Below are 14880 nucleotides of genomic sequence, written 5' to 3'. Positions count from 1 at the left end.
ATTCAACGTGAGAAGTGTTGATGGTGATACCACGAGCTTTTTCTTCCGGCGCGTTATCGATCTGATCGAATGCGCGGGCAGAACCACCGTAGGTTTTTGCCAGAACGGTAGTGATTGCAGCAGTCAGGGTAGTTTTACCATGGTCAACGTGGCCGATTGTGCCGACGTTAACGTGCGGTTTTGTACGTTCAAATTTTTCTTTAGACACGGCTTTATTCCTTACTATAGCGCTCTCCCCTTCTGGAGAGAGCACGGACTTTGGTTTTAACCCTGAGGCTTATTTACCACGGGCTTCGATTACGGCCTGAGCAACGTTGTTCGGTGCATCATCATACTTCAGGAATTCCATAGTGTATGATGCACGACCCTTGGTCAGAGAACGCAGTTGGGTTGCGTATCCGAACATTTCAGACAGCGGCACTTCAGCATGAATCTTAACGCCAGTGACTTCAGATTCCTGACCGCGCAGCATACCGCGACGACGGCTCAAGTCACCGATAACGTCACCGGTGTTCTCTTCCGGAGTTTCTACTTCAACCTTCATGATCGGCTCAAGCAGAACTGGTTTTGCTTTCTTAAAGCCTTCTTTAAAGGCAATAGACGCAGCCAGTTTAAACGCCAGTTCAGAGGAGTCAACGTCATGGTAAGAACCGAAGTGCAGACGAACACCCATATCTACTACCGGGTAACCAGCCAGCGGGCCAGACTTCAGCTGTTCCTGGATGCCTTTATCAACGGCCGGGATGTATTCGCCAGGAATTACACCACCTTTGATGTCGTTGATGAACTCGTAACCTTTCGGGTTAGAGCCCGGCTCCAGCGGGTACATGTCGATAACAACATGACCGTACTGACCGCGACCACCAGACTGTTTCGCGTGTTTACCTTCGATATCGGTAACTTTCGCGCGAATCGCTTCACGGTAAGCAACCTGAGGTTTACCGACGTTCGCTTCAACGTTGAATTCACGTTTCATACGGTCAACGATGATGTCGAGGTGCAGCTCACCCATACCGGCGATGATGGTCTGGTTAGATTCTTCGTCAGTCCATACGCGGAATGACGGGTCTTCTTTCGCCAGACGGCCCAGAGCCAGACCCATTTTTTCCTGGTCAGCTTTGGTTTTCGGTTCTACTGCGATGGAGATTACCGGTTCCGGGAATTCCATACGTTCCAGAATGATCGGGTGATCCGGGTCACACAGAGTGTCACCAGTGGTCACGTCTTTCAGACCGATAGCAGCAGCGATATCGCCTGCACGAACTTCTTTGATCTCTTCACGCTTGTTAGCGTGCATCTGAACGATACGACCGAAACGCTCACGTGCAGATTTCACGGAGTTCAGGATGGTATCACCAGAGTTAACCACACCAGAGTACACGCGGAAGAAGGTCAGGTTACCAACGAACGGGTCGGTAGCAATTTTGAACGCCAGAGCAGAGAACGGCTCTTCGTCGCTTGCGTGACGCTCAGCCGGAGTATCTTTACCGTCATCCAGAATACCGTTGATCGCAGGTACGTCAGTCGGGGACGGCAGGTAGTCAACTACCGCATCCAGCATCGCCTGAACGCCTTTGTTCTTGAACGCAGAACCACAGGTTACCAGGATGATTTCGTTGTTCAGAACGCGTTGACGCAGAGCAGATTTGATTTCCGCTTCAGTCAGTTCTTCACCACCCAGGTATTTCTCCATCAGCTCTTCAGAAGCTTCAGCAGCGGATTCGATCAGGTTCTGGTGCCATTCGTCAGCCAGATCCTGCATGTCAGCCGGGATATCTTCGTATTCGAAGGTTACGCCCTGGTCTGCATCGTTCCAGTTGATGGCTTTCATTTTCACCAGGTCAACAACACCGGTGAAACCTTCTTCAGCACCAATTGCCAGCTGCAGCGGAACCGGGTTCGCGCCCAGACGGGTTTTGATCTGACCAACAACTTTCAGGAAGTTGGCGCCCATACGGTCCATTTTGTTAACGAACGCGATGCGCGGAACTTTATATTTGTTAGCCTGACGCCATACGGTTTCAGACTGCGGCTGAACACCACCAACTGCGCAGTAAACCATTACCGCACCGTCAAGAACACGCATGGAACGTTCTACTTCGATAGTGAAGTCAACGTGCCCCGGGGTGTCGATGATGTTTACGCGATGCGGTTCATACTGCTTCGCCATACCAGACCAGAATGCAGTAGTTGCTGCGGAGGTAATGGTAATACCACGCTCCTGCTCCTGCTCCATCCAGTCCATGGTTGCGGCGCCGTCATGAACTTCACCGATTTTGTGGTTTACACCGGTGTAGAACAGAATACGTTCGGTAGTCGTGGTTTTACCGGCGTCGATGTGCGCACTGATACCGATGTTACGGTAACGTGCGATGGGTGTTGTACGAGCCATTTGATTCCTCGTTTGTCTCTTAGGCGCTCAGATTTAAGTTGCCAAACGGCGGGCGACTTACTGGAAACGCCCGCCTGGTGACTAAAACTCCGAAGGGATTACCAACGGTAGTGTGCGAACGCCTTGTTGGCTTCGGCCATACGGTGAACGTCTTCACGTTTCTTAACTGCGGTACCTTTGTTGTCCGCAGCATCAGAAAGTTCGTTCGCCAGGCGCAGAGCCATGGATTTATCACCGCGTTTACGAGCAGCTTCAACGATCCAACGCATTGCCAGGGCATTACGACGAACCGGACGAACTTCAACCGGAACCTGATAAGTAGAACCACCAACGCGGCGAGACTTAACTTCGACAGTCGGGCGCACGTTTTCGAGGGCTACTTCGAAAGCTTCCAGTTCATTTTTACCAGAACGCTGAGCCAGGGTCTCCAGCGCGCTGTATACGATTGCTTCTGCAGTAGATTTTTTACCGTCTACCATCAGGATATTTACAAATTTAGCCAGCAGTTCTGATCCGAACTTCGGATCCGGCAGAATTTTACGCTGACCAATAACACGACGACGTGGCATGGAAATACTCCGTTGTTAATTCAGGATTGTCCAAAACTCTAAGAGTTTAGTTTGACATTAAAGTTAAAACAGTTTGGCCTTACTTAACGGAGAACCATTAAGCCTTAGGACGCTTCACGCCGTACTTGGAGCGAGCCTGCTTACGGTCTTTAACACCAGAGCAGTCGAGCGCGCCACGAACAGTGTGGTAACGAACACCCGGGAGGTCTTTAACACGACCGCCACGGATCAGGATCACGGAGTGCTCCTGCAGGTTGTGACCTTCACCACCGATGTAGGAAGTCACTTCGAAACCGTTAGTTAAACGAACACGGCATACTTTACGCAGTGCGGAGTTCGGTTTTTTCGGGGTGGTAGTATATACGCGAGTACATACACCACGTTTTTGCGGGCATGCTTCCAGCGCAGGCACGTTGCTTTTTGCAACTTTGCGAGCGCGTGGTTTGCGTACCAGCTGGTTAACTGTTGCCATTAAATAGCTCCTGGTTTTAGCTTTTGCTTCGTAAACACGTAATAAAACGACCTCATATAATATGAGGACGCAGAATTTTATGGCTGTGCTTAAAAGGTGTCAAGAAATATACAGCGATCCCACATTACCAATGCATCTGAACGGCGTGTTTTACCGTCAGGCTAACGAAATCAGTATAGCCAACCCTGACAACACTGCTCGAAATTTGACCGCTTAATCCACGTGCTTGCACATCATCATTTAACGCATGAATGGTTATGGGGGCATTTAGCAATAAAGCAATATAACGACTGCCTTCCAGCGCCGCCGTGACGCCATCCGATAACAGCAGTACATCATCGCCAGAGCGCAACATGCGCAACAGCGCCGTCATATCGCATTGCCAGGGAGAGTGGGACAGAGTATGCAGCATAGGCGCCTCAAAACGTCAGTACGACAGTGTACTCATCAAGCTGTTCACGCAGCGCTTCCGGCTCCAGCTGTTGCGCAGGCAAGACGAAAGCCGTCTCCTCGCCGAGACCGCGTTCGCGTAGCGAGGCCGCACACAGCCAACACTGTTCGATGTCGTACAAAGGAAGGACTTTAAAGGTGGCGATGTAATCGCGCGCCAGAATCGCATCCGGCTGCTGCCCGGCTAATAGCTGAAACACGCCATCGCCGATAAAAAATACGCCAATCTCGTCAGTGAATGCTGAGGTAGCGAGTAAGGCATCCAACCCTTCGCGCCCGGAGGATGAACCGTGCGGCGCGGAAGTAAAGACAAATGCGATGCGCTTCATCAAAACTGCACCACCCGATCACAGGAGATCGCGGCTTCGGCCAGCGCGCCCAACCCGGTAAGTGAAAAACCTGCCTGTAAATTCGCGGCAGGCAGCGCTAATCGCTCAGCTTCATTATCATCAACCACACCACGGCGCAGTGCGGCAGCGACACAGATATGCAGTTCAACCTGCTGTTCATCATGCAAGCGCTGCCAGGCGCGCACAAGGTCAAACTCATCGCTGGCAGGTGCCGTAAGCGCATTCGCGTTATTCACCCCTTCACGATAGAAGAAAACGCTGCTCAGCGTATGTCCGGCTTCCAGCAACGCCAGCGCAAATTGATAAGCGCTACTGGCTTGCTGAGTGCCGTACGCCGGGCCGGTGACCATCAGGGCAAAACGCATTAACGATCCTGTCCGGAAAAATCACCGCTTTTGAACTGGCGGATGTAAAGGTAAACAGTATGTTTCGAGATATTCAGGCGATCGGCAACCTGGTTAATCGCGTCTTTAATGTCGAAGATGCCCTTCTCATAAAGGTTCAGCACAATCTGGCGATTCTTGGCATTATTGGAAACGTTGCGATCGGCATTAACCTCTTCGATGGTGAACTCCAGCGTCTGCATCACCAGATCCTCTACCGAGGATGCAAAGTTAACGGCCGAGCCAACATCCGGAGTTTCCGGCGGAATAAAGGTGTTCATGATTTGCGAGAACGGCACATCAAGGTTCATGTTGATGCACAGCAGGCCAATCACCCGATGATCGCGGTTACGGATAGCGATAGTCACTGACTTCATCAGCACGCCGCTTTTCGCGCGCGTGAAGTAGCATTTGGAGACGCTACTGTCGGCACCGGTCATATCGTGCAGCATGCGCAGGGCAAGGTCGGTAATCGGCGAGCCAATTTTACGTCCTGTGTGTTCGCCGTTCGCAATGCGGATAGCGGAACATTTCAGGTCTTGCAGGGAGTGCAGAACGATTTCGCAGTGTGAGCCAATGAGCATCGCTAACCCGTCCACCACCGCCTCGTAGGATTTAAGGATATCGAAGTCGGTCTGATCGAAAGGACGTTGATCCAGTAAATCAAGTTCACTGGTTTCGTTGGTTAATAGCGACCTGGACATGAAAAAAAACACTCCTTTTCAGGAGCCTGTCGTTAACTTTTCAGGGCAGGCTCATTATTTATATGGGGATATAAATTAATACATCGTACGTTAAGATTATATCCTTACTACAAAAAAAAACGCCGCCCGGAGGCGGCGTTTTTTCATACTGTTACTTCGTGCCAGTATCGGCAGCCTTCGCATCAGCAGGCTGATCTGCAGCGGCCGGAGCCGCATCTGATGCGCCAGCATCCGCTTTCGGCGCTGCGGCATCAGCTTTCGGAGCCGGTTTGATATCCAGCAGCTCTACGTCAAACACCAGCGTGGAGTTAGCCGGAATGCCCGGAACGCCAGTTTTACCGTAAGCCAGAGCCGGTGGGATCACCAGCTTGATTTTGCCGCCTTTCTTGATGTTTTTCAGACCTTCAGTCCAGCCCGGGATCACGCCGTCGAGGCGGAAGGAGAGCGGTTCGCCACGGGTATAGGAGTTATCGAACTCTTTACCGTCAATCAGCGTACCTTTGTAGTTTACAACGACAGTGTCGCTGTCTTTCGGCGCATCACCAGTCCCTTCTTTTTCGACTTTGTACAGCAGGCCGGTATCAGACGTTTTCACACCTTTCTCTTTGGCGAAGGTGTCACGGAAGGTTTTACCTTTCGCTTCGTTGTCAGCAGCGTCTTTCTCCATACGTTCTTGCGCGGCAGTTTTCACACGCGTTTCGAACGCTTGCAGCGTTTGTTCAATTTCCTGGTCGCTCAGTTTGCTCTTATCAGCAAACGCGTCCTGAACGCCAGCGATCAACTGGGCTTTGTCCAGTTTGATGCCCAGTTTTTCCTGCTCTTTCAGGGAGTTTTCCATGTAGCGGCCCAGAGATGCGCCCAGCGCATAAGCAGATTTCTGGTCGTCATTTTTAAATGCCGCTTTGCTGTCAGCTGCAGTGGCAGTCTCTTTCTTCGCCGTCTCCGCAGCGAAAGAGATCGGCGCATGAAGGGCAACGGCCATTGTGGTCGCCAGCAGCGTGACTTTAAACAGTGATTTCATCCATTTCTCCAGGGGTCGGGGCATCTCGCCCCAGGGTTAAACATTAAGTAAGAAGCGTACTATAAAGCGTTGCGGTAGAAATCAACATAAGGACACTACCCGAATTCACCTGTTTTCTGACTATTTTTGTTTAAATTAGTTTCTGATTTTCTGACGTAATGCTGTACCGCATGACAAACTTCAGTAAAATTCGCCCGGTTTATGAAATTTGAGCCGGAAGCAGACCCGAGGTGAAGAATGCAAGAGCTAACAACAGAAGCGCGACTGGCTGAACTGGAGAGCAGACTGGCTTTTCAGGAGATGACAATCGAAGAGCTAAACCAGACGGTTATTGCCCACGAACTGGAGATGGCAAAGCTGCGCGAGCATCTGCGACTGATGGCAGAAAAACTCAAGGCCAGCCAGCCTTCCCATATGGCGTCGCCATCAGAAGAAACACCGCCGCCCCATTATTAGGGCGTAAAAAAAGCGGGTTTCCCCGCTCAGTGCATAAATCCCTAATATTTCGTGTTGCAGGCAGGCGGCAAACTTGAAAATCCCCGGGAGCATAGAAAACTATGTGACCGGGGTTTGAAAGTGAAGCCAACGCACCTGCAGTGCGAAAGACGACGGGATTTTATTAGTGGCAACCGCAGCCGCCGTTACCACCGCAACCGCCTTTACCATGGTCGTGACCATGATCGTGGCCGTGACCACCGCAGCAACCGTCGTGATCGTGGTCGTGGTCATGATCGTGGCCATGCGCACCGTGAACGTGGCCATGAGCCAGTTCTTCTTCAGTCGCTTCGCGGATCGCGACAACTTCAACGTTGAATTTCAGGTTCTGACCAGCCAGCATGTGGTTGCCATCAACCACAACGTGGTCGTCTTCGACTTCGGTAATTTCTACTGGTACCGGACCCTGGTCGGTTTCCGCCAGGAAGCGCATGCCAACCTGCAATTCATCAACGCCCATAAAGACGTCTTTCGGTACGCGCTGCACCAGGTTTTCATCGTACTGACCGTAAGCGTCGTTCGCGCCAACCGCCACATCGAATTTATCGCCGACTTCGTGACCATCCAGCGCGTTTTCCAGACCAGAGATCAGGGAACCGTGACCGTGCAGGTAGTCCAGCGGCGCACTCACCGGAGACTCATCAACCAACACACCGTCTTCTGTACGTACCTGGTAAGCCAGGCTGACCACCAGGTCTTTTGCTACTTTCATGATATCTCCTGAGCGTGGGAAAATTACTGGCGCAGATTGTAGCGGAATTCTGCACCCGTGTACCCTTTAGCTTAAAAAAAGCTGCCCGATATGGCTAGTCCGGATGAAAAATCCCAATAACTTGCTCATCTTTGCGAACATGATCGCGGGCCTCTTTATCGGCTTCACGCATCTGGTGTCCGCACTTAACACACTCAACTATATCGACATTATTTTCACGCCACATCGCCAGCGAATCCTTCGCCTGGCATGACGGACAAACCGCCCCGGCAATAAAACGTTTACGTACAGCCATTCGAATCCCCTTATTCAAACTCGTCCCAGCCATCCAGCTGGCGACGCTCTTGTTGCATTTCACGCTGGAAAATCTCCTCCAGCTCGCGCCGCGCTTCGCGTACGCGGGAAATTTGTAGCGTATCGGTATGCACCGGCATCAGTTCGCGCAGCATACGCATATCCAGCCGTTTAAAATGCAGTTGCGCGCGCTGCGCCTGGTGAGGGTGCATCCCCAGCGAAATAAGTGCCTTACGCCCCAGTTCAAGCGCGCTGGAGAAGGTTTCGCGGGAAAACTGCGTCACACCGGCCTGCAACAGCTCGTGTGCTTCCACGCGTCCACGCGCCCGCGCCAAAATAGCCAGATGCGGGAAATGTTGCTGACAGATTTCCACCAGTTTCATCGTATCCAGCGGATCGTTGCAGGTAATGACGATGGATTGCGCTGATTCCGCGCCCGCCGAGCGCAACAGCTCCACCTGCGTCGCATCGCCGTAATAAACTTTATAACCGTACTTACGCATCAGGTTAACGGCGCTGATATCCCGTTCCAGCACGGTAATACGCATCTTGTTCGCCATCAGCAGGCGGCCAATCACCTGACCAAAGCGACCAAACCCGACGACAATCACCTGCGGTTTGTCATCTTCCACCCACGGCGCTTCGTCTTCATCTTCCGGCGTGTTAAAGCGCCATGAGAGCAGCTTATCGATGCCGCGCATCAGCAACGGCGTGGTCATCATCGACAGGGTGACGGTCACCAACAACAGCGCCATCTGATCGTGCTGAAACAAGCGCTGGGACGATGCCGAAGAGAAGAGCACAAACGCAAACTCTCCCCCCTGGCTAAGCACGCCAGCAAACTGCATCCGCTCCGAGCTGCGCAGCCCATACACACGCGCCAGCACGTACAGCACCAGCGTTTTGATCGCCACCAGCACTGCGACGCTCATCACCACCCATAGCAAGTGGGTGTAAAGCACACCCAGATTCAGGGCCATACCGACAGAAATAAAGAACAGACCGAGCAGTAAACCTTTAAACGGCTCAATAGCGATTTCCAGTTCGTGGCGATATTCACTCTCCGCCAGCAGCACTCCGGCAATAAAGGTGCCTAGCGCCATCGACAGCCCCAGTGCATCCATAAACAGCGCCGAACCGAGCACCAGCAACAGCGTTGCTGCAGTAAAAACCTCGCGTACACCTGAACCGGCGATAAAGCGAAATACCGGGCGCAGCAGGTAACGCCCGCCAATCAACATACCCGCAAAGGCCAGCACCTTTATTCCGACCTTCATCCAGTCAAGGTGATCGTCGCCATTTCCTGCCAGCAGCGGCACCAGCGCCAGCGCCGGGATCACCGCCAGATCCTGAAACAGCAACACAGAAAAACCCAGTTGCCCGGATTCGCTGCGATTCATGCCTTTATCGCGCATCAGCTGCAGCGCCATCGCCGTCGATGACATCGCAAGACCAATACCGCCAATCACAGCGGCCTGCCAGGCGAATTGCGTCAACATCAGCAATCCGGCCAGAATCGCCGCGCTCAGCAGCACCTGCGCGGCACCGACGCCGAAAATCGAGCGCCGCAATTCCCAGAGCTTGGCCGGATTCAGCTCCAGCCCGATGATAAACATCAGGAACACCACGCCCAGCTCGGAGAAATGAAGGATTTCGTCAACGTCGCTGATAAACCCCAACCCCCACGGGCCAATGGCTATCCCCGCCAACAAATAACCAAGCACAGCCCCAATACCAAGCCGGGCGGCCAGCGGTACGGCGACGACGGCAGCGAAGAGAAACAGCACACCAGCCAGTAACAGCGTGGAACCTTCCATCAGCGGCCTCCTGGCGGCAGGGGCGACGCCAGCCAGTCGCCGTAAGCTTTGGCATGATTTGCCAGTTCCTGCGGCGGCTGCCTGCGCGCCCAATAAACAATGATCGGGCTAAGCCAGTGCATACGGCACATGGCGGCGGTCAGCTCAAACGGGCGCAGAATGTCATTCATTGAGTAGCGATTCAGGCCATCATGACGATAAGCCGCCTCCGGCTCACCGGTGGTGACCACGCTACGCCAGTACTTTCCCGCCAGTTGATTCCCACCAATACCGCTGGCAAAACCGCGGCTTAACACGCGATCCAACCACTCTTTGAGTAATGCCGGGCAGCTGTAGGTATACAGCGGGTGCTGGAAGACGATCACGTCATGCTCGCGCAACAACGCCTGTTCACGAGGAATATCGATAAAGAAATCAGGATAGCGCGCGTAGAGATCGTGCACCGTGACGTTTTGGAGCTGCATTGCCGGTTTAAGCAAAACCCGATTAGCCACCGAGTCCTGAGATTCCGGATGGGCATACAGCAGCAACACTTTGGCTGTCTGCGACATCATTCCCCTCCCGGGTGTCGTACCTGTTATTCTTCCGGCGCGGCCGCTTTTGCCCGCCCAGAATGATTTTGTCTATCGCCTTCATTTTGGGCTACCATTGCGGCCCCGGTACGGCATTAGGCCGTAACCTTACATTATCATAATGACAAATTAACATAGTCTGAACATACGGCGCCTTATGATTGTTTTCTCCTCGTTACAAATTCGTCGCGGTGTGCGTGTCCTGCTGGATAACGCCACGGCCACCATTAACCCGGGCCAGAAAGTCGGTCTGGTGGGTAAAAACGGCTGCGGCAAATCAACGCTGCTGTCGCTGCTGAAAAACGAGATGAGCGCCGATGGCGGCAGCGTCACGTTTCCCGGCACCTGGCAACTGGCGTGGGTGAATCAGGAAACCCCGGCCCTGAACGAGGCGGCGATAGACTATGTGATAGACGGCGATCGTGAATATCGCAAACTGGAAGCCGAGCTGAACAGTGCCAACGAGCGCAACGACGGCCATGCCATCGCCACGGTACACGGCAAACTCGATGCCATTGACGCCTGGACTATTCGTTCCCGCGCTTCCAGCCTGTTGCACGGGCTGGGCTTTACCAACGAGCAACTCGATCGCCCGGTAAGCGACTTCTCCGGCGGTTGGCGCATGCGTCTGAACCTCGCGCAGGCGCTGATTTGCCGTTCAGATTTACTGCTGCTCGATGAACCGACGAACCACCTGGATCTGGACGCGGTGATCTGGCTGGAGAAGTGGTTGAAGAGCTATCAGGGCACGCTGATCCTGATCTCCCACGACCGCGATTTCCTCGATCCGGTGGTCGACAAAATTCTGCATATTGAACAGCAAAGCCTGTTCGAATATACCGGCAACTACAGTTCGTTCGAGCGCCAGCGTGCAACGCGTCTCGCCCAGCAGCAGGCCACTTACGAAAGCCAGCAGCTACGCGTGGCGCACCTGCAAAGCTTTATTGATCGCTTCAAAGCGAAAGCCAGCAAAGCCAAACAGGCGCAGAGCCGTATCAAAATGCTTGAACGCATGGAGCTGATTGCGCCAGCGCACGTCGATAATCCGTTCCATTTCAGCTTCCGCGCGCCGGAAAGCCTGCCGAACCCGTTATTGAAAATGGAAAAAGTGAGCGCAGGTTATGGCGATCGCACCATTCTGAATGCCATCAAACTGAACCTGGTACCCGGTTCGCGTATTGGCCTTCTGGGGCGCAACGGAGCAGGTAAATCGACGCTGATCAAAATGTTAGCCGGTGAACTGGCGCCGCAAAGCGGTGAAATCGGCCTGGCGAAAGGCATCAAACTGGGTTATTTCGCCCAGCATCAACTGGAATTTTTACGCGCGGATGAGTCGCCGCTGCAACACCTGGCGCGCCTGGCACCGCAGGAGCTGGAACAGAAGCTGCGCGATTATCTCGGCGGTTTCGGCTTTCAGGGCGACAAGGTTACCGAAGTGACGGAACGTTTCTCCGGCGGCGAAAAAGCACGGCTGGTGCTGGCGCTGATCGTCTGGCAGCGCCCGAACCTGCTACTGCTCGATGAACCGACCAACCACCTGGATCTTGATATGCGCCAGGCGCTGACCGAAGCGTTGATCGAGTTCGAAGGCGCGCTGGTCGTCGTCTCGCACGATCGTCACCTGTTACGCTCCACCACTGACGATCTCTACCTGGTACACGACGGCAAAGTGGAGCCGTTTGAAGGCGATCTGGAAGATTACCAGCAATGGCTGAGCGACGTGCAGAAGCAGGAAAGTCAGCCCGCGGAAGGTGCAAAAGATAACGGCAACAGCGCTCAGGCACGTAAAGATCAAAAACGCCGCGAAGCGGAACTGCGCACACAAACCCAGCCGCTGCGTAAAGAGATCGCCCGGCTGGAAAAAGAGATGGAAAATCTGAATGCACAGTTGGCGCAAGCCGAAGAGAAGCTCGGCGATAGCGGGTTGTACGATCAAAGCCGTAAAGCCGAACTGACCACCTGCCTGCAACAACAGGCGACGGCGAAAGCCGGTCTGGAAGAGTGTGAAATGGCATGGCTTGAAGCGCACGAGCAGCTGGAAGCGATGCTGCAAGGGGAATAACTGGCGATAACAGCGGGCGAGAGAGTTATGAATCTGGATATCACCAACGACATTACGTTTCGCAAGCTGGGCATTTTCATGGCGTTTATGGAAAAGGGAAATATCGCCCGCGCGGCGGAAACCCTTAACCTGAGCGGCGTCAGTGTGCATCGCGCGCTGCACACGCTGGAAGAAAATGTGCGTTGCCCGCTATTCGTGCATAAAGGGCGCAATCTGATCCCCCTTCCTGCCGCCTGGACGCTTATGGAGTATTGCCAGGAAGTCATGCAGTTGATGGAGCGCGGGCTGGATGAAGCGCGGAAAACGGCGGGCGTCGGTCAGGGTCGTTTACGTGTCGGTACGCTTTACTCGCTGACGCTGGAAACCGTGCCGAGGCTTATTATGGGCATGAAGTTGCGCCGTCCGGACCTGGAAATGGATCTGACCATGGGGTCAAACGAGGCGCTGCTGCATATGCTGGAAGAGGGGACGCTCGATGCCATCCTCATCTCAATCTCCGGCAGCGAACTCGACCACAATAATTTCGAAATGCTGCCGCTGTTTCATGACGATATCTTTCTTGCTGCGCCAGCCAGCGCCACGCTGAAGAGCGACGACTTTGCCGATCTGCGCGATTATCGTACGCAAAAATTTGTCTCGCTGGCCGAAGGGTTCGCCACTTACGCCGGGTTTCAGGAAGCGTTTCATATTGCCGGGTTCGAGCCGGAAATCGTCACCCGTGTTAACGACATCTTTTCCATGCTCAGCCTGGTGCAGGCGGGCGTGGGTTTTTCCCTGATGCCGGGAAGAATGAAAAAAGTATACGAAAGCTCCTTGCAGTTACTGCGTCTCGCCGAGCCGTATCAGATGCAGCAGTTGATCGCTATTGTCTTCGCCCGCAACCGCGAGCACGATCCCAATTTACTGGCGCTGGCCGCCGAAGGGCGAATGTACGCCCGCAGTCTGGGAGATAGCGCCTGATCTTTGCCGGATAGCGGCTGCACCTTATCCGGCAAAGATCGGCGCTATCAGGCAATCAATCTTCCCTGCAAATCGTTCGCTAGCCTGCAGGCCTGACAAGCGGAGCGCAAACTTACCCCCGAAGCCGCTTAGCCAGATGCAGCGCAACATCCGCACCACTTCTTTCCAGCGAAATGCATTCACCGTTCCATGCCGCCTGGCGCGTCAGACAGGTCAGAATGCCGCCCGGCGGCATCTCAATCGCCAGCCTTGCGTCACGTTCATTCGCGGCAACCATCGCCTCCTGCCAGCGCACGGTGCGCGCCATATTACGCGCCAAATCGTCAGCAATTTTTTCCGGCTGCCACAGCACACGGCCAGTACTGCCGCTTAAATAAGCGCATTGCGGCCGGTTCAGCGCGATGTGAGTAAAGGCCTGCGCCAGTTTTTCCGCGGGCGCAGCCAGCAGTTCACAATGCGAAGGCACGCTGACCGCCAGACGCTGCGCTTTGTTCGCGCCTTTGGCCAGCGCACGCTGCGCGACCAGCGCCATCGCGTCATCACTACCGGCGATAACAATCTGCGTTTCCGCGTTCAGGTTGGCAATATACGCCCCGCTCCCTTCGAGCAGCGTTTCCACGACAGGCAGCGTCAGCCCCATAATCGCCGTCAGACCGTACCCGTGCGGCCAGGCCTGTTCCATTAAGTCGCCGCGCAACGCGACAAGCTGCAAGGCATCGTGGAAATCCAGCGCTCCAGCCACCACAGCGGCAGGAAATGCGCCAATCGATAATCCACAGGTGATATCCACTATCATGCCCCGGCGCTGTAATTCCCGCGCCCAGGCAACACCGGAAATCAGCAGTGCCAGTTGTACGGCACGCGTATGTTCTAATGCCTGCGGCGTATCAAGCGCATCCACTTCCGCGCCTAATATTTCACGCGCTTGCGCCAGTTCTGTGCCGGGCAGCCCCTGTAACATGCCGGGACGCTGCGTCCCCTGCCCCGGAAAGGTAAACAGAATTTTCATTACGCCTCCCTGTACCACGGATCGCTGACCAGCCGCGGCCCATGATTGGTTTTCAGCATTGCCCGCCCATCGCGTAGCCACTCCGCCAGCGCAAAACCGCCATTCGGCGTCTCAATCTGGGTATCCGCCCGGCACAATCCACCGCTCAGTTGCTGTTGCCAGCGTAAAAGATCATCGGGAGAAAGCGGCTGCGGAGCGCGGATCAGCAGGTCAAGATCGCTGGTCGCATGGATAACCGGAATGCCTGTCGCCAGCGCGTAGCCGGTGCTGCCGGTCACGCCCCATATCCACGGCCAGTTCTGCTGCGCCAGTTGCAAAGCCAGTTGCACCGGCGGCTGAGAAATAAAGGGGGAACGAAGCAGCGCCAGCGGTGCGACAAGCTGCTCTGGTGAGACAATGCGGGTAATGCGCTCTGATCTCACCCACCCCGCAGCGCGCTGATCGCGTCGTAAACCGCGCACGCCAACGGGGATTCGATCGCCCTGAACAACATCACGCCGCACCACTACCGGTAAACCGGCGTGCCACACTTCATCGACCCAGGGTTCAGTTACCCCTTCCAGCGCATCGCGTGCGCCAGGCCAGAGAAGATCGTGCGGGCGTAATGTTGTGGTCATG

Annotated in this window: 18 protein-coding genes; 3 read left to right on the top strand and 15 right to left on the bottom strand. The window is 54.3% G+C overall.

Annotated features, from left to right (window positions below; translation table 11 throughout):
* From CWM66_RS15125 to fkpA, 9 genes are all read right to left on the bottom strand, one after another.
* A partial coding sequence (locus CWM66_RS15125; protein WP_021242225.1) for a GTP-binding protein occupies window positions 1–208 on the bottom strand: 208 nt, incomplete at its 3' end.
* 69 nt (window positions 209–277) lie between these two features.
* A complete protein-coding gene (gene fusA, locus CWM66_RS15120) occupies window positions 278–2392 on the bottom strand; it encodes an elongation factor G (protein WP_007369803.1) in 2115 nt (704 codons plus the stop codon).
* Between the two features lie 98 nt (window positions 2393–2490).
* Window positions 2491–2961 carry a 30S ribosomal protein S7 gene (gene rpsG / locus CWM66_RS15115; protein WP_007369802.1) on the bottom strand — a complete coding sequence of 157 codons (471 nt, stop codon included), beginning with the start codon at window positions 2959–2961 and terminating at the stop codon, window positions 2491–2493.
* 97 nt (window positions 2962–3058) lie between these two features.
* Window positions 3059–3433, bottom strand: coding sequence for a 30S ribosomal protein S12 (gene rpsL, locus CWM66_RS15110; protein ID WP_000246815.1), 375 nt, complete (start codon window positions 3431–3433; stop codon window positions 3059–3061).
* A 124-nt stretch (window positions 3434–3557) separates the two neighbouring features.
* Entirely contained in the window at window positions 3558–3845 is a 288-nt protein-coding gene (tusB, locus tag CWM66_RS15105; RefSeq protein WP_071921608.1) for a sulfurtransferase complex subunit TusB, read from the bottom strand.
* A gap of 7 nt (window positions 3846–3852) precedes the next feature.
* Window positions 3853–4212, bottom strand: a complete 360-nt coding sequence (tusC, locus tag CWM66_RS15100) for a sulfurtransferase complex subunit TusC (protein WP_007369800.1) — start codon at window positions 4210–4212, stop codon at window positions 3853–3855.
* Window positions 4212–4598 carry a sulfurtransferase complex subunit TusD gene (gene tusD / locus CWM66_RS15095; protein WP_072439624.1) on the bottom strand — a complete coding sequence of 129 codons (387 nt, stop codon included), beginning with the start codon at window positions 4596–4598 and terminating at the stop codon, window positions 4212–4214. The genes tusC and tusD overlap by 1 nt, the downstream gene beginning before the upstream one ends.
* Entirely contained in the window at window positions 4598–5320 is a 723-nt protein-coding gene (locus tag CWM66_RS15090) for a transcriptional regulator (protein WP_007369798.1), read from the bottom strand. Before CWM66_RS15090 ends, tusD begins: the two co-directional genes overlap by 1 nt.
* A gap of 151 nt (window positions 5321–5471) precedes the next feature.
* Window positions 5472–6341: an FKBP-type peptidyl-prolyl cis-trans isomerase gene (gene fkpA / locus CWM66_RS15085; RefSeq protein WP_007369797.1), complete on the bottom strand. Its 870-nt coding sequence runs from the start codon at window positions 6339–6341 to the stop codon at window positions 5472–5474.
* A gap of 237 nt (window positions 6342–6578) precedes the next feature.
* Between fkpA and CWM66_RS15080 the strand changes: the two genes are divergently transcribed.
* Complete coding sequence (locus CWM66_RS15080) at window positions 6579–6797, top strand: protein SlyX (RefSeq protein WP_007369796.1); 219 nt, start codon at window positions 6579–6581, stop codon at window positions 6795–6797.
* Between the two features lie 163 nt (window positions 6798–6960).
* Here CWM66_RS15080 and slyD read toward each other — a convergent pair whose 3' ends face one another.
* The 4 genes from slyD to kefG all read right to left on the bottom strand — a co-directional run bounded on the left by slyD (window position 6961) and on the right by kefG (window position 10213).
* Complete coding sequence (gene slyD / locus CWM66_RS15070; RefSeq protein WP_007369795.1) at window positions 6961–7548, bottom strand: peptidylprolyl isomerase; 588 nt, start codon at window positions 7546–7548, stop codon at window positions 6961–6963.
* Window positions 7549–7642: 94 nt separating this feature from the next.
* The gene (locus tag CWM66_RS15065) at window positions 7643–7843 is read right to left on the bottom strand and encodes a YheV family putative zinc ribbon protein (protein ID WP_007369794.1); all 201 of its coding nucleotides are present in this window, start codon (window positions 7841–7843) and stop codon (window positions 7643–7645) included.
* 10 nt (window positions 7844–7853) lie between these two features.
* Window positions 7854–9659 (bottom strand): glutathione-regulated potassium-efflux system protein KefB, encoded by a 1806-nt coding sequence (gene kefB, locus CWM66_RS15060; RefSeq protein ID WP_035888979.1) that lies wholly within the window; start codon window positions 9657–9659, stop codon window positions 7854–7856.
* On the bottom strand, window positions 9659–10213 hold the full coding sequence (gene kefG, locus CWM66_RS15055; protein WP_090125584.1) for a glutathione-regulated potassium-efflux system ancillary protein KefG: 555 nt from the start codon (window positions 10211–10213) through the stop codon (window positions 9659–9661). Before kefG ends, kefB begins: the two co-directional genes overlap by 1 nt.
* A gap of 175 nt (window positions 10214–10388) precedes the next feature.
* On the opposite strand from kefG, the gene CWM66_RS15050 reads away from it, so the two are divergent.
* Together CWM66_RS15050 and CWM66_RS15045 are read left to right on the top strand one after the other, a co-directional pair.
* Window positions 10389–12293 carry an ABC transporter ATP-binding protein gene (locus CWM66_RS15050; protein ID WP_107146846.1) on the top strand — a complete coding sequence of 635 codons (1905 nt, stop codon included), beginning with the start codon at window positions 10389–10391 and terminating at the stop codon, window positions 12291–12293.
* Window positions 12294–12320: 27 nt separating this feature from the next.
* Complete coding sequence (locus CWM66_RS15045; RefSeq protein ID WP_007369790.1) at window positions 12321–13253, top strand: LysR family transcriptional regulator; 933 nt, start codon at window positions 12321–12323, stop codon at window positions 13251–13253.
* A gap of 112 nt (window positions 13254–13365) precedes the next feature.
* On the opposite strand, the gene mdcH is transcribed toward CWM66_RS15045, so the two are convergent.
* Window positions 13366–14262, bottom strand: a complete 897-nt coding sequence (mdcH, locus tag CWM66_RS15040; protein WP_007369788.1) for a malonate decarboxylase subunit epsilon — start codon at window positions 14260–14262, stop codon at window positions 13366–13368.
* The gene (locus tag CWM66_RS15035; protein ID WP_007369787.1) at window positions 14262–14879 is read right to left on the bottom strand and encodes a malonate decarboxylase holo-ACP synthase; all 618 of its coding nucleotides are present in this window, start codon (window positions 14877–14879) and stop codon (window positions 14262–14264) included. Before CWM66_RS15035 ends, mdcH begins: the two co-directional genes overlap by 1 nt.
* Window position 14880: the final 1 nt, after the last annotated feature.

Origin of the sequence: Kosakonia sp. H7A (assembly GCF_003028445.1) — a bacterium.
In the GTDB taxonomy this organism is placed as follows: domain Bacteria; phylum Pseudomonadota; class Gammaproteobacteria; order Enterobacterales; family Enterobacteriaceae; genus Kosakonia; species Kosakonia radicincitans.
Note: the sequence above shows the minus strand (reverse complement) of the source record. Positions and strands in the feature narration are given on the sequence as shown.

Excerpts from the sequence above, each read along its gene's own strand:
- kefB (WP_035888979.1), bottom strand. The coding sequence starts at position 9,659 with ATGGAAGGTTCCACGCTGTTACTGGCTGGTGTGCTGTTTCTCTTCGCT.
- fkpA (WP_007369797.1), bottom strand. The coding sequence starts at position 6,341 with ATGAAATCACTGTTTAAAGTCACGCTGCTGGCGACCACAATGGCCGTT.
- fusA (WP_007369803.1), bottom strand. The coding sequence starts at position 2,392 with ATGGCTCGTACAACACCCATCGCACGTTACCGTAACATCGGTATCAGT.
- CWM66_RS15065 (WP_007369794.1), bottom strand. The coding sequence starts at position 7,843 with ATGGCTGTACGTAAACGTTTTATTGCCGGGGCGGTTTGTCCGTCATGC.
- CWM66_RS15045 (WP_007369790.1), top strand. The coding sequence starts at position 12,321 with ATGAATCTGGATATCACCAACGACATTACGTTTCGCAAGCTGGGCATT.
- CWM66_RS15035 (WP_007369787.1), bottom strand. The coding sequence starts at position 14,879 with ATGACCACAACATTACGCCCGCACGATCTTCTCTGGCCTGGCGCACGC.
- CWM66_RS15090 (WP_007369798.1), bottom strand. The coding sequence starts at position 5,320 with ATGTCCAGGTCGCTATTAACCAACGAAACCAGTGAACTTGATTTACTG.
- CWM66_RS15050 (WP_107146846.1), top strand. The coding sequence starts at position 10,389 with ATGATTGTTTTCTCCTCGTTACAAATTCGTCGCGGTGTGCGTGTCCTG.
- slyD (WP_007369795.1), bottom strand. The coding sequence starts at position 7,548 with ATGAAAGTAGCAAAAGACCTGGTGGTCAGCCTGGCTTACCAGGTACGT.
- rpsL (WP_000246815.1), bottom strand. The coding sequence starts at position 3,433 with ATGGCAACAGTTAACCAGCTGGTACGCAAACCACGCGCTCGCAAAGTT.
- mdcH (WP_007369788.1), bottom strand. The coding sequence starts at position 14,262 with ATGAAAATTCTGTTTACCTTTCCGGGGCAGGGGACGCAGCGTCCCGGC.
- tusB (WP_071921608.1), bottom strand. The coding sequence starts at position 3,845 with ATGCTGCATACTCTGTCCCACTCTCCCTGGCAATGCGATATGACGGCG.
- rpsG (WP_007369802.1), bottom strand. The coding sequence starts at position 2,961 with ATGCCACGTCGTCGTGTTATTGGTCAGCGTAAAATTCTGCCGGATCCG.
- CWM66_RS15080 (WP_007369796.1), top strand. The coding sequence starts at position 6,579 with ATGCAAGAGCTAACAACAGAAGCGCGACTGGCTGAACTGGAGAGCAGA.
- kefG (WP_090125584.1), bottom strand. The coding sequence starts at position 10,213 with ATGATGTCGCAGACAGCCAAAGTGTTGCTGCTGTATGCCCATCCGGAA.
- tusC (WP_007369800.1), bottom strand. The coding sequence starts at position 4,212 with ATGAAGCGCATCGCATTTGTCTTTACTTCCGCGCCGCACGGTTCATCC.
- tusD (WP_072439624.1), bottom strand. The coding sequence starts at position 4,598 with ATGCGTTTTGCCCTGATGGTCACCGGCCCGGCGTACGGCACTCAGCAA.